This window comes from Pseudomonas sp. NPDC088368, from assembly GCF_044753445.1.
GTDB classification, from domain to species: Bacteria; Pseudomonadota; Gammaproteobacteria; order Pseudomonadales; family Pseudomonadaceae; genus Aquipseudomonas; species Aquipseudomonas bambusae.
In genome coordinates this window covers 172,001-186,907 of sequence record NZ_JBIVNG010000013.1, presented here as the reverse complement: position 1 = coordinate 186,907, position 14,907 = coordinate 172,001, and the positions used below count along the sequence as shown (strand labels likewise).

Sequence of the window (14,907 nt, the reverse complement as noted above, 5' to 3'; positions counted from 1 at the left end):
CGCGAAAGCCTCTGCACACCTCGATCTGCCCTGATTCTGGCCGAAGGCCGTGGGAGCTGGCTTGCCTGCGATCCATTGCGCAGCAATGGCAAAACCGGTATCCACGGTCTGTCTGGCACACCACCCACCGCGCCCCCTCGGATTCCCCCGTCCTAACCTCAAAACTCCCACCCCACGTCCCACAACGGGTAATCACCAATCCGCTCAACCAACCCCGCCCGCAGCGGATTGGCGACGATGTAACGGGCCACGCTTTTGATGTCTTCATCAGAGCGCAATGCCCGGTCGTGATAGCCCATTTGCCAAACCGGGCCCCGGCGACCAAGCATCCGGTTGACGCTGTGCGCGCTGCGGGATTTGGCTCGGCGCATAAGCGTCGACAGCGTGCCGTTTTGCAATTCGATCAGCCAATGAAAGTGGTCGGGCATGACGACCCAAGCCAATGAATGCGCCGCCCCTTCCGTCTCCGCGAGCCTGAATGCATCCACCACCAATCGACCCACGCGCCAGTCTGAAAATAGCGGCACGCGGTCATGGACGACGGAGGTTAGAAGATAGAGTTGGTTGCTCGCTGAATATCGGTTGGCACGGAGATCTCGTGAACGTGGCGATGAACATGGCATGCCTGCGTGCCTTTCTGATGAACGTCAGGGAAGGCTAGAAGAGGGATCTCAGGACGATGGGGTGTGCAGTTGCACAATGTTTCCGATGACATGAAAGAGGAGCGTTCACAGCGGTGCGCCTACGGTCACAACGTATGTCGGACAGATTGAAGTGACCGCTTCTACTGCCGCTGCGCGCCAGATCGTAGGCAAGCCAACTCCCACGCCTTCGGCAGAAGCAGATTTGCGGTGATTTGCAGTTTTGATTCTGGCCGCAGGCCGTAGGAGCTGGCTTGCCTGCGATCCATTGCGCAGTAATGGCAAAACCTGTGTGCGCCGTGTGTCAGGTGAATAGAGTTTTCAGGTTTTACTGCCGCTCCGCGCCAGATCGTAGGCAAGCCAACTTCCACGCCTTCGGCAGAAGCAGATTTGCAGTGATTTGCAGTTTTGATTCTGGCCGAAGGCCGTGGGAGTGCCGGGGTGGCGCTCCACCTTGCCTGCGATCCATTGCTCAGCGATGGTAAACCCTGCCCACTCAGTGCAATTGCCACACCGCGTGGGCAGGGGTTTCTCCGTTGTCGTCAGGCTGGTACGGCGGCGAGTACCAAGTGCGACACATCCACATTGGCATCCGCGACGAACACGCCCACCTGCTTGATCCCACCTGAGGTGTCGGCATCCCAGACGACCAGCGTTCCCGCATCCGTTGCGGATGACGCCGCGTACACGCCATTAACCAGGGCAACGCCTTTGATCAACGCGAAGTGCCCATCGGTGACGGTGTGATTACCGGTTGGATCGAACGACAACGTGTCTTCGCCCGTCAGGCCAAACGCCTTGAGGTCGATCTTGTCAGTCGCGCCGGCAAAGTTATTGAACACATCCACCGGCTCCGTGCTGGTGAAACCCGTGTCGGCAAAGCTGAAGCTTCCTGCACTGCTCAATCCGGCAAAAGACAGGGTCACCGCGCCGGTACTGATGTTACCGTCCAGCGTGTCACCGGCTTCCGATGCGGTCGCGGTCAGTGCCAGGTCGCCGATGCCCACGGAGACGTAGTTCGCGGTATTGGCCACGCTGTCCACAATGGAGAAATGCCAGTTCGAGGTGTCGAGTGCCTGCACCGCAGCGACGGCGCCTACCTGCGCCAGCGTTACCGAATCCGTGACGGTGACGTCTTGCGCATGTTGCAGATAGTCGTAATGGTCGCTCTGCGCATTGGCCACGATATTCGCGCCACTGTCCGAGATGCTATAGGCCCAGAAATCATCGTCCGTGATCTTGCCCAGCGCGTCCCGGTCCGCAACGGTCAGGGTCCCGGCATCGTCGCCCGTGATGGTGACCGATGCAGGGTGTTTCACGAACGCCGGATCGAGGGTATTGATCGCCACCAACAGATGGGCCGCCGTGTCCTCGAGCTCGTATTCCTCTGAGCCCGTCGGCGAAATCACGCCCGCCGCCAGTGCGTCCTGCACCCCTGCAACCGTGTCGTGGATGATGCTCATGGTGGCGCCTGACAGGGTCGTCGCATCGTCACCGGTAGCCCCGGAAATGTGCGCATAGGTGTCACGCACGATATAACCGGGATGATCGGCTATTGCAGTGGCGCCGTCCGACGTCTGCAGGTTCGCCAAGGTGTCAGCCACCACAACCTTGGTCGTGTTCAACAGCGCCCCAGTCCCTGCGGCCTCGTTGATTTCGCTCACCGAATCACGAATGTCGTAGCTCCAGTCGTGGTTACCGGTCAGCGCCACCAGTTCGTTGTACCAATCCACCGAGAGCGTCCCTGCTGCGTTGTCCAGCACACTGATTTTGTCGACGTCGAGCAAGTAATACTTGGCCCAGGTCAGAATGGTCCAGGCCTTGTCGACCACTTCCAGACTGGCGACATTGAGATACACCGGACTGTTCGACACGATCTCCTTGACTGTGCCTACCGCCGTTACCGAACCGCCATACCCGGTGGCATCGACGCCGGTGAACGTCGCATCCCCGGCGATCGCAACAGTGGTCGCCCCGGAGGTGACCTTATGCGCGGTCATGTCCACACGCACATCGGCGGTGCTGTTCCCCGCGATTTTCAGCACGCCATCGGTGTTGGTCGCAGTCAGCGTGGTCACAGGGTCAGGTGGATCGACAGGGCCGCCGCCACCGCCGCCGCCCGTACCCGGCGTCGCCGATGCCGCATCGTCATGGGCCAGCGTGGCGGGGTTGTCCAGCGCATGGGTGTCGGTCAGTGCAGACGTCGCCACCGTGCTGATTTTGCTCAGCAGCGTGTCGAGGTTGGTGGACGACGTGACGCTGGTGCTCAGCGTGCTCAGGTAGGTCGCCAGATCGCCCTGCTCGCCCGGCTGGCTGGCGATCAGCGCCGCCACTTTATCCAGGGTGTTGCTGAAGCTGGTGACCAATGCAGGCGTGAGGGTCGCCGGGATCAGTTTGATCAACGACAGGGTGCTGCTCAGGCTCGCATCGCTGGAGGTAACGGTGGTGAGGATTTTCGCCGCGAGCGTCGTGTCATTGACACCGTGGTCAGCGAACGCGATGCCTGCCGTAGCTTTGTTGTCCAGCAGCTTGGCGTCGAGCAGCCCTTGGGCCGAGTTGTTCGCGTGGGCGCCGCTGATGATGGCCTGAATGAACACGTCACGGCTCACAGCGCCTGAGGCCAGTTGATTCTGCCAATACGTCGCGCCATCGGCGTCCGCCGACCGGCCCAGCACGTTGTTGTAGATCGCCGAGATGAACGCGGCATCGGTGGTGCCGCTCGGGTACTTAGCCTGGCCCTCGGGCTGTTCATCGACCCAGTTTTTGGCCAGCTGAACGAGATTGATCGATCCGTTCTGTAGTTGGTCGACCCAATACGCCAGGCCTGCGGCGTCGGGCGCACGATCGAAAAAGGCAGTATAAAGTTGCGCTACATCTGTTTGAGTTGTCATGTGCTGCTCCAGGAAAGAGACGACTTATCCGTTCTTTTTATCGACAAATAAACAACGGGCTTAGTGACAGCGCGCAAGGTGTATCAAGATCGGACACAGCACTACCTTAGGCCTCCCCATTACAAAAGACCAAGGTATTAACGGTGATAAGTTTCTATGACGAATTAAGTATGCGCCAACAAAAAACAACACTGAGCGCGTCAAAAAATGTCGTTAGTTAGGCAACTAAATTTACGTTCTTAAAATGACGTCAAAGATGAGCGCGTGGAGAAAGCCTCAAAAAAAGCGCGTCAAGAAAGGCTACATCCTTCGATAATAAAGGGCTGCAGAGCAGAATCGATTCATCCATCCAACTGAATGCCCCGCCTGCACGGCGAAGTGCAAGGCTGACAAACCCACTAAGCCTCTTTTAAGGGCCAACAGCCGCACTGGACCATGCCCTTTTAAAAAAGAGGTAGCGATTAAACCTGCTTAACGTTCTCAGTTCATAGACGTTGTGCACTTGGCAAACTCAGGCGCCACCCATTGGACCACTTGCTGCATGTATAACTGACGCGACTCAGCATTCAGATGGTAGTTCGTATCAAAGAAGTGCTCTATCGGATACATCGTCTCCAACGGCGAACCTACATAGTTCAAACCGTGGGCGCGCGCCTGTTCCGGCAGCGATTGGTAATAATGCAATTCACGTCCTTGGTGATAAGCGGGACGATCCAGCAAGGGCGGCGGCATGAATATCGCGCAGCCGCCCGCCGCCGTTACTTCATCGGCCAAGGCCTTCCAGCTTGCCCAGTTGGCATTCCAGCGATGAGCGTCTGCGCCGTAGCGCTCCACTTCAGAGTGTTCGACCAGCCCGCGCATCCACACCTGTTGCTGACTGGCTTCGCTGCGGACCTGATCGCCGCGCTGATCGAGGTTCTGCGGCCCGTACAACCCGTTCACCGCGAAGCCTGCGGGCAAGCCTCGATACCCGCTTAACACTCGGGACAGCGGCGTCAGCCACAGCACCTGCGCCAACTGCGCGGTATTGACGTCCACGTGGCGGAAACCAGGGTTCTCCCACCAGTAATCAAGGAATGGGTAGTTGATCGAATAACGCCCGTTGTACATCGGGTACTCGACCGGCAACAGCACCCAGTCTCCCGGTTTGATGGCCTGCCGCGCGTAGTGCTGGATATAAGGCGACAGCACCCCCGCGTTGACCCCCAGGTTGACCACCGGCCTACCGAGCGTGCGCTCCAGCATCCCCGAGTCAATTCCGAACATTGCCGCCGACCCCGCGACGACCACCAATTTCGGGCGGTCAATGGCATTCGCAATCGACAGCTTGTAGGCGAACGCCTGGTCGACCCATTGCGTGGTCGGCACCGGGCGCTTGGCCTGCCCGGCCAGCAGCAGCAACCAGAGGACGACGACCAGCCCGATCCCCAGCAACAGGCCCAACAGAAAACGGCTTACGACTCCCACTCGTTTCATCGTCGGCCTCAGAAATTGAAATACAGGAAGGCGCGATCCGGTGCGCCGGCCAACGCTTTGAGCACCAGAAACAGCCCGACCGCCACCACCGCGCCACGCCCCAACGGCCCAAGCATCAGGCTCAGACGGCGGCTGGTCGGTGCGACCAACGCCAAGGCCAGCAAGGCAGCACAGACCACCGGCAAGCTCTTGTCGATGTGCATCGCGGCCAACTCAATCAGCAACGTGGCGACATCGAACGTGCCTTCCCAGCGCCAGTCGGTCAGGCGTTCGAACATGTGCAGGCTGGTGGTGAGCGAATCGGCGCGGAACGGAATCCACGCCAGCATCACCACCAGCAGCGTCAGCGCCACGGCCAGTGGACGCGGCAGCCGCCAGTTGCTGAGGTGACGCCAGTAGTGGTTGATCACCAGCAGCGTTCCGTGAATGCCGCCCCAAAGAATGAACTGCCACCCCGCGCCGTGCCACAGCCCGCCCAGCAGCATGGTGATCAGTAAGTTGCCGTTGGCGCGCAGCCGCCCTTTGCGGTTGCCGCCGAGGGGGATGTAGAGGTAATCGCGCAGGAAGCTCGACAGCGTGATGTGCCAGCGCCGCCAGAACTCGACGATGGAGGCGCTCTTATAAGGAGAGCGGAAGTTCGCGGGCAGCTTGATGCCGAACATCAGCCCCAAACCGATGGCCATGTCGGCGTAACCGGAGAAGTCGAAATACAGCTGCAAGCCGTAGCTCAGTCCGGCCAGCAGCACTTGCGGCGCGCTCAGGATTCCGCCGGTTTGCGCGGTATTGAACAGCGTCGCAACGCCGGGCGCCAAGGGGTCGGCCAACAGGACTTTTTTGACCAGGCCCAGCGTCAGCAACGTCAGCCCCAGTTGCCAAGACAGCGGGCGACTCAGCCAGCCTCGGGCGATCTGCGGAAACAGCCAGCGCGCATGGACGATGGGACCGGCGATCAACTGCGGGAAGAAGCACACGAAAAAGCTGTATTGCAGGACGCTGCCGGTGTCCTTCAGACGCCCTTGATACAGGTCCACATGCCAGGCGATTTTCTGGAACGTGAAGAACGAAATCCCCAGCGGCAGGATGATGTGCCAAGTGGCGGCAGACGGCAGAAAACCGAAGAAGAACCCGGCGTATTTGAAGTAGCCGAGCACACACAGATTGAACGCCACTGCGACCGTCAGCCAGAACTTCGCCTGTGGCCTGCCCCGCTGTCGGACTTGAAGCTTGCCCAGCACGAAGTTGACGACGATCAGGATCAGCAAGAGCCCCAGGTACCGCCAGCTCCACATGCCGTAGAACACCAGAGAACCGACGACGATCATCGCCAGCGCTGCCCGCTCCAGACGCCAGACACGCAGGACCACGAACAGCAGATAGACCGCCGGGAAGAAGCCGAGAAGAAAGGCGTAGGAACTGAAGATCATAAAGAGGACAAATCGGGGACTACGTTATTGTTGTTGAGCATTTATTGAACAGCGGGATATCGGCCCTGCGTCGATCAGACATCCCCGGCACACCGCACAGCCTGTGGGAGCCGGCTTGCTGGCGAAAGGGCCAGCACATCCGCTGCATCCCTGTCGCCTGAAACACCGCTTTCGCGGCCGTCGCACAGCTCCGGCTGCTCCCACAGGCTGAGCGCTAAGTCGCTATCGCACGCAAGCTCATTCCTACAAGTGTTGCGTCAGTTACACACCTTTGACACTCCACACACCTCGTGGGAGCAGCCGGAGGAACGACGGCAGCGAAGAGGTCAGTACATCCGCTGCATCTCTGTCGCTTGAAACACCGCTTTCGCGGCCGTCGCACAGCTCCGGCTGCTCCCACAGGTTCAGCGCCAGTTCGCTTTCGCGAGCAAGCGCGTTCCTACAGGTTAGAGGAAATCGCGAATGTCCCGCTCCAGCTTACGGCCCACAAAAATCGACACACTGAGCAACGCCAGAGAGAACGCCACCAGCACGCCAATCGACAGCAGATGCGGCATTTCCCCGGTGATCAACGCAGCGCGGTACGCCAGCACCAGATGATAGAACGGGTTAAGCGCCACCAACTGCTGAATGAAGCCCGGCAGGATGTTGGCCACGTACACAATCGGTGTCAGCCAGAACCACAGCTGCACCACCACGCCCACGATCTGCCCGATGTCGCGCATGAACACCGACAGGATCGCGCAGGTAATCCCCAGCGCGTACGCCAGCAACTGCTGGCACAGGAAAATCGGAATCCACCACAGCAACGACCACGTGAAGTGAAAGTCGATGGCGATCAGGAAGATCATGAAAAAGCCGGTGGCGATCAGGTAGTGCACGGTTTCGCTGAGCACCACATAGACCGGGAGGGTCCAGAGCGACATGCGCACCTTGCCGATGAGGTGGGCCTTGTCGTGAAACACTTGGGTGATACGGCTCAACGTCGCGGCGAAGCAGTTCCACGCCAGCAGCCCGCTGACGAGGTAAACGCTGTAGCCCCAGCGACCCAGGTCCTGGCCGAGGCCACCCAGGCGCATGCCCATGATGTTCGAGAACACCAGGGTGAAAATGAGGATGTTGATCAGCGGCAGGATAAAGGTCCAGGCCGCGCCCAGCATCGAGGCAGAATGACGGTCAATCAGATCCTGGCGGGTGAAGTTGACGATCAGGTTCCAGTTCATTCAGGCAAATCCGGTACAAAAGGAAGGGGCAGAGGATACGCACTCTGCCCCCATAAAAACACCCGCCGCGACGCCCGAAACGTTAAGCGGCGGGCCCTGTTTCAGCCGCGGTCGGCGCGAGGGGCGCTGGCGCACGGGACGACTTCTTGAATTTCTTGCCGAGGGCAATCGAGGGTCGCTCCACCAACAGGTGAATGATCAGCGCCGCACCGATCACCGTCGCCGCCGTGATGGGCGCTACTACCCGCAGTTTCAAGCCGTGATCGAAGAGGATGCGCATCACCGAATAGCCGATCAGCGAGTGCACGATGTACAGCGGGTAACTGATGTCGGCGAGGAAATCCAGCGGGCGGAACGGGCGGAAGTGATTTCTGGCGAAGTACGCCGCGCCGAAGATCAACATGCCATACACATAGCTCGGCGCCACGATCCAGAAGATGTCCGGCCAAGGCGTCGCCCCCCATCCGGCGATGAACAATCCGAGAATCACGAACAACGCGAGGTAGAAACGCGCCACGCTGATCAGCCCGTTGAACAGGTAATTGAAGAGCACCCCGATGAACATGAAGCTCACAAACATCAGCTCAGTGCCCAGCGCCGTGTGTTTGTAGTGGTTCACCGCAAACACCAACGTCGACATCGCAATCAGCGGCCAGACGCGTCCGGCCAGAATCAGCGGCGCGATCAACGCGGCCACGAGATAGAACTTGAGTTCGATGGCCAGCGTCCAGTTGACCAGGTCCACCGAAGGTGTGCCGGTCAGGGTGTGAATCAGCAGCATGTTCTTCAGCACGGTGCCGAAATTCCACATGAAGGGCGCGCCCCAGTATTGGCAGGACAACCAGACCGCCGCCAACGCCAGGCACAGCCCCGCTATATAAGTGGGATAAATACGGAAGCAGCGTGCGGCGATGAACTTGAGCCGATCGGTGTGGTGCAGCGACATGGGGATGACGAAGCCGCTGATGGTGAAGAAGATGGCGACGCCCAACACGCCGGAGTTCCAGTATTCGCCATTGATATAAGCGCTGAACCAGGGTTGATCGCCTTCCGCGGGCAATGCGCCGGTGTAAGCCGCGACAGTCGCCTTGCTGCCCCAGAACACGCAGCACAGGTGCGAAAGCACAACCAGCAGCGCCGCAATGCCCCTCAATTGATTGGCGAAGACAATCTTCGAAGTCCCTTTCACGTTCAATCTCCCGGTGACGCTCATTATTGGTTTTTTTTGCACGTCGCATCCCGCGGGATAGGTGCTGGCATGCGGGTCGACAGAAACGTCCGACAGGCTAGGCGGAAGTTGGCGACAAGGCATGAAGCAGATTCGCTGGGAGCTGATGGGTGGGGATTATAAAGCGCAGGTGGCACAGGAAACACGTGAAAGTGTGTGGGGGATGAGATTTTTGGTAGGCAATAAAAAACCCGCCTTTTGAGGGGCGGGTTTTTTTTGATCTGTCCAAGCGAGCCGAAGCTCACCTAAACTTCACACACAATGCCTATTAAGCAGCAACGTGAGTGGTGGAGATCACGCCGTTAGCGTAGCTAACCTGAGACAGGTCGGTAACGCCAGCAAGAGTGATGACCGCAACGTTAGCATCCGAACCGCCAGCAGCGTGACCAACAGCGTTAGTTTCGATGTTGACTTGAACATCACCGTTGACAGCTTTGGTGAAGTACAGCTCTTTAGCGGATGTGTTCGTGCCAACTGCAAAGCCGTCAGTACCAACGGTAACGCTGGAATTGAAAGTGTAGCCGTCGCCGATAGAGATCACGTCGCCTTTCAGGAAGTTGGTGACGGTGAAGTCATCAGCACCCTTGATTGCGCTGAAGTAGAAAACGTCAGCAGCAGAGGTACCAGCCAGAACTGGAACAGCAGCGTCCAAGTCGTGGATAGCGGCGTTGCCGGTAACAGCAGCGTGAGCATCAGCAGCCGAGCTAACTGCCGCATCATGCGCGGTAGTTTCTGCAGTGCCTTGAGCAACCAGGGCGTCAGCAGCTTGAGCATCAGCCAGAGTTTTCGAAGCAGTAGCAGCAGCTTCCGCTTTGGAAACGTAGTTAGCGCCAACTGCGGTTTCAGCAGCGTCGACTTTAGCTTCAGCAGCTTGTTTGGCGGCGTCAGTTGCAGCCAGTGCCTTCAGAGCGGTATAGCTAGAAGCGAATGCACCAGTATTGAAAGCAGTGTCCAGTTGACCTTGCTTAGTGGTGTTACCAGCAGCGCCTACCAGAGCAGCGTACAAAGTAGCAGCGTCGGTGATGTTGGAGGCAGCGCCCGAAGCGGTATCGTACGACGATACTGCAGCGGTGAAAGTAGCGGAGTTGCTACCTGTAGCGATAACGCCGTCCAGTGCGCCTTCATTGTTGCTAACAGCGGTACCATCAACAGCAACAACTTTAGCGTTTGCAGCGACTGCGTCGTTGTAAGCGTTGATTTTTGCAACAGCGTTAACGTCATTGCTAACCAAGCTTGCACGCGCATCAGCAACAGCTTGAGTAGCAGCAGTCGATGCAGTCTGCAGGTCAGTAGTGGAGCTAGCAGAAATGTTAGCGCGCAGCAGTGTAGCGTTGTTGATAGCTACTGCTACTTCGCTGTACGAGTCACCAGCAACGGTGCCAGTGTCAGCGCCGTCAACGATAGCAGCCAAGTTCGCGGTGTGAGTAGCGTTCAAAGCAACTACTTTGTCGTTCAGAGCTTTCAACGAGTCAACTTTCGAAGCCTCGTAAGCAGTCAGAGCAGCGGAAGCGGCAGCATCAGCTTTCAGTGCAGCCAGAGCGGCAGGGATGGCAACGCCTGGCAGCGCGGCGATGTTGCCCAGAGCGGTAGTGACAGTAGCGTAATCGCCAGTAACGCCAACCAGAGCAGCTTTGGCATCGTCAGAAACGTAGTTAGCGCCAGCAGTCGAAGTGTAAACCTCAGCAACCAGAACCTTGTTAGCGACGATTTTAGCGTCGGTAGCCGAAGCGCCGTTCACGAAAGCAACCAGCAGTTGGTCGGTGTTAACGGTAGCGCCACCGCCAGTGGTCCAGTATTCCAGGCCAGCTGCGTCAGCCGAGTGGCCGAACAGTTGCAGATAGATCTTGGAAACGGTTTCGCTGCGGGTCAGGCCAGCGTAAGCGTTGGTGTACTCAGGCTGCTCGTTAACGAAGTTAGCGCGCAGATTTTCCAGAGTCAGGGTAGCTGGAGCGGTAGTGGAACCGTTCAGTTGAGCGTTCCAGTAGTCCAGACCTGCTTTGTCGGCAGCACGGCCCAGGTAGGCCACATAAAGCTGTTGAATCTGTGCAGTCGTGATAGCCATTACGTTTTCATCTCCAATATGAGTCGATATCGACACTCAGGCATCCGTTCGGATAGAAGGCCCGTCGGCCTAAGCCTGTTGCCACGTCCCAGCGGGCCGTGGCCCCCTTTATGGGAAGTCAGCGATCATTCGCTAACTCTGCCGTCAGCTACTGACCCAAGCATTTTTTCAAAGCTCTTCAGACAGATAACTGACGATTGCGCGCCGATCATACATGTCAAAATAGCGGCGAAACAATAGCCGTGATCCATCTTTTTCATGAAAGTCCATAGGGCTTTCTTGATTGGGTCAGTAGGAAGATTCGTTATTTACCGTAGCCTAAAGTTCCGTAAATTTACGCCGATATCGCGCGCAAAACGTTGTTCAGACGGGCGGACACGGCACTCCAGCCATGGTTTTTCAGCCAGATTTCCTGCTTGGCACGTGGAGAAGCGTCTAATTCGGCCCTGATGCCATCTGATAGCGCTTGGCTATCGGTGCCCGGCAGGAATGTAACGGCATCGGACACATCCTCGAAAATCGACAAGGGCGTGCACAGAACCGGACGACCGGTACTCAGGCCCCAACGGACGGCTGCGCTCGACGATTCCTGGGTGTGTTGGTACGGGAAGACGATGGCATCGGCCATGCCCAACCAGGCCAGTGATTCTTCATCCGAAAGGAAGTCGGTGATCAGCGTCACTCGTCCGGATAAATCCGATTGCGCAATGCGCTGGCGGCAGGTCTCGGCCAGTTCGGCGGAGGCCGGAACCGGGTATTGGGCATTAACCAACAGCAGGTGCAGGGATTTGTCTTTCTGCGCGAGCATCGCGAACGCTTCGATCAATTCCGGCGTGCCTTTGTGGGGCAGCAGGAAGCCGTAGCTGGCGATGATCGTCTTGCCTTCCAGCTTCGCGGCCAATTGACGCGGGCCGGGCTCCGGCGGCGGGGTGTCGATGACGCCGTGGGGGAACATCAGTAGGTTGTCGTTGAGGCCGTAGTCTTTGAGGCGGTTGAGGTCGCCGACGCTGTGCACCAGCAGACGCTCGCACCCCGCGAGGGATTCGCGCATGTCGCGCAGGGTTTTCAGCTCTTCGCCGTGCTTCACGTCCGCCGTGGAATGGAACACCACCAGTGTGCGAATGCCCCGGCCGTGGGACCAGTCCAGAAAAGTCGCGAACGGCTTGATGCCGAAGAACGAAAAGTTGAACTGCAACAGCAGGGTATCGACCCCGGATTTTTCGACGGCGGCTTTCAGGCGGTCCAACGTGTCGGTCGCGCCCGCGCTCCAGCAGCGCTCGACGTGGTCCTGATCGCCGGCCGTGAGGATCGCGTCGTCATTGGCGAACACGATGCATTCTTCACCGAACGACGGCTCCAGCAATTTGGTGCTGTAAGTGGCGATGCCGCAGGCACTGTTCCAAGTGGTGACGCTGCCCATCTTCGGCGCTTTTTTCAGCAATGGCTGCTGTTGGGCGGTTTCAATGGCCTTGACCGTCGCCTTGGCGACTTCCGACCACGTGAAGCGACTGCGGATCAGCACGTCAGCAGCTTCGACCCGCTTACCAATGAAGGCCGGGAACTTGCCGTTTTTCCAGGCGGTGTGGAACTCGCCCAACAGGCTCGCCAGGTGATCGGCGCTCGGCTCGAACCAGACCGACGCGGCGGCTTCGAGGTGCGTGCGCGCTCGTTCGTAGCGGTAGTCGATGAGCCACGCGGTGTCGGCGGTGCAGAAATCCGACTGACCGCCCTGCCCTGTCGTGACCACCGGGAGTTTGTGCAGCATCGCCTCGGCCAGCGGCAGGCCGAAGCCTTCGCCACGGGACGGCGCGATCAGCACGTCGCCCAGGGTGTAGAGCGCGCGCATCGCGGAATCCGGCAAATCCTGAACGATCAGCTCGACCGCTGGCGCGGACGGCAACGCTGAGGCCCAGTCTTTTACCTGTTGCTCGATGTTGTGGTGCGGATTCGGGAAGGTTTTGATGATCAGGACCACGGCGTCATCGGCGGTGAAGGCCTGGCCGTAGGACTTGAGCAAAACGTCCACGCCTTTGCGCGGGAAGCACGACGAGACGTGCAGCAGCTTCAAGCGCTCGGGGGTGGCTTTCGGCAACGACGGCAAGGTGGAAGCATCGATGTCGGCGCGCAGGATGTGATCGGCACCCAACCCAACGGTGATGATCGGCGCCGTGACGCCGTTGTCGATCAGCGTTCGGGTCACCCAGCTCGACATGCTGGTAACGAGGTGCGCCTGGTGGTTGAAGTCGTGGACGAACGCTTGGGGCAGGCAGGACTCTTCCCAGCCATAGCAGGACACAACGTTGAAATCCCCTGCCATGTCGCTGACACGCGGTGGATACATGAGGCGCAGCACGTTATTGGCAGGACGCTCGGCGCGGTCATGCAGAGCGGCGCAATCCGGGTTATCGGCGAGAAATGCGGGATCGACCGGAATCGGGCCCGGCCCTTCAGTAGCCCGCAGACCGACGCGGTGACCATTCTCGGCCAGGGCGCGACCCAGCTCACGGTTCACCAGCGCGAGGCTGTAGGTGCTGTCGAACGGCCCTTCGATGCGGTAATCAACGTTGAGCTGCGGCGCACGCTTTTCAAAACTGTGCTGCGGCAGGTGCAGGTCGAAGCGCGCGAGGAATGCGCTCAGACGGTCATACAAATGCTGATAGGCGAACTCGTGCAGGCGTTCGGCCCCGCGACGCTTGAGGTGGCGACGCAGCGCGGGGTTTTCCATCAACTGCATGATGGTGGCGGCGACGACTTGCGGGTCATCGTTGTTGATCAGCAAGCCTGCGCCCGCGAGGGTATGGGTCACGTTGCTGGAGGGCGCGTCGTAGGCCAGGACGGGCAGGTCGTGGGCCATCGCCTCGATCAGCGGCATGCCGAAGCCTTCGTGGTGACTCAACGACACGAACAGGTCGCTGCGGGCGTACAGGGAATTCAGGGTGTCGTCGTCGACCTTGCCAGTCAGGCTGACGAACGCGCCGATGCCGAGTTCGGCGATGCGCTTCTCGATCTTTTCCTTGTAGTCCATGACCGTGAAGCCGCCGACGATGTACAGGTGCAGCGGCACGTGGGAGCGACGCAGCAACTGCGCAAACGCCTCGACCACGCCGAGCTGATTCTTGTGCGGCATGATGCGGCCGACGAACAGCAGGGTGAATGGGCGCGGGAGGTCGTTGCGCTTGATGGTATGCGGCTCGATGCGATCAAGGTCCACGAGCAGAGGGATTTCGGTGGCGTTGTCGCTCGAATAGCCGCGCTGCAGCAGTTCCTGCAGGTTTTGCTGGGAGTCGGCGATGCTGCCGGTCAGCCAGTGTCGCCAGGTGTCCACTTGGTCCCAGCCGTGGGCGAGCATCGGTTGAATCGCGTGATCCGGCGGGAACAGCTCGCCCGGCGTGATGTTGTGAAAGACCATGAACTTGCGCTCGGGCAAGTCACGCAACCAGCCTTCGACCGGGTTGCCGATGCCATGGTGAACCAGCAATGCGTCGGCGCTGCCGGGCTGGTAGTCGTCCATGCACAGGACATCGCCCTGCAGTTGGTCGTTGGGTTTGATGCAGTAAATATCGGATTTGACGCCCGCTTGCCGCAGCAGCTTGCGGGTCAAAAACATGCCATTGCTGATGCCATCGCCCACGCTGACGCTGATGGCGAACTGGTGAATAGTGACGCGTGCTTCATTCTGCATTGAGGTGCCCGGGATGAAGGTGAACATGAAAAAGGAGGATTATCGGTCAGTGAAAAAAAGAATGGCAGCGGTATATGAGGGAACGGGGGGATGGAGGTTCATTTGAGGGGGAATTAAGAGGTTCGGGTGAGTCAGGTGGATCACGGGGCAGGTTTTGCTGGCGCTGCGCGCCAGATCGTAGGCAAGCCAACTCCCACGCCTTCGGCAGAAGCGGATTTTGGTGTGGTCCGGGCGTTTGATTCTGGCCGAAGGCTGTAGGAGTTGGCTTGCCTACGATCTG

8 protein-coding genes are annotated in these 14,907 nt (G+C 58.9%); all 8 read right to left on the bottom strand.

From position 1 onward, the window contains the following. Positions 1-158 precede the first annotated feature (158 nt). On the bottom strand, positions 159-623 hold the full coding sequence (locus ACIQAL_RS26580; RefSeq protein ID WP_401150587.1) for an REP-associated tyrosine transposase: 465 nt from the start codon (positions 621-623) through the stop codon (positions 159-161). Positions 624-1,183: 560 nt separating this feature from the next. Next, positions 1,184-3,532: a DUF4214 domain-containing protein gene (locus tag ACIQAL_RS26575; protein ID WP_401150585.1), complete on the bottom strand. Its 2,349-nt coding sequence runs from the start codon at positions 3,530-3,532 to the stop codon at positions 1,184-1,186. Positions 3,533-4,012: 480 nt separating this feature from the next. After that, positions 4,013-5,008 (bottom strand): hypothetical protein, encoded by a 996-nt coding sequence (locus tag ACIQAL_RS26570; RefSeq protein ID WP_401150583.1) that lies wholly within the window; start codon positions 5,006-5,008, stop codon positions 4,013-4,015. Between the two features lie 8 nt (positions 5,009-5,016). Then, positions 5,017-6,432, bottom strand: coding sequence for an MBOAT family O-acyltransferase (locus ACIQAL_RS26565; protein WP_401150581.1), 1,416 nt, complete (start codon positions 6,430-6,432; stop codon positions 5,017-5,019). A 446-nt stretch (positions 6,433-6,878) separates the two neighbouring features. Next, positions 6,879-7,655, bottom strand: coding sequence for an ABC transporter permease (locus ACIQAL_RS26560; RefSeq protein ID WP_166598779.1), 777 nt, complete (start codon positions 7,653-7,655; stop codon positions 6,879-6,881). An 82-nt stretch (positions 7,656-7,737) separates the two neighbouring features. Then, a complete protein-coding gene (locus tag ACIQAL_RS26555) occupies positions 7,738-8,844 on the bottom strand; it encodes an acyltransferase family protein (RefSeq protein WP_401150579.1) in 1,107 nt (368 codons plus the stop codon). A 307-nt stretch (positions 8,845-9,151) separates the two neighbouring features. Continuing rightward, on the bottom strand, positions 9,152-10,945 hold the full coding sequence (locus ACIQAL_RS26550) for a hypothetical protein (protein WP_401150577.1): 1,794 nt from the start codon (positions 10,943-10,945) through the stop codon (positions 9,152-9,154). Between the two features lie 334 nt (positions 10,946-11,279). Next, positions 11,280-14,627: a glycosyltransferase gene (locus tag ACIQAL_RS26545; protein WP_401150575.1), complete on the bottom strand. Its 3,348-nt coding sequence runs from the start codon at positions 14,625-14,627 to the stop codon at positions 11,280-11,282. Positions 14,628-14,907: the final 280 nt, after the last annotated feature.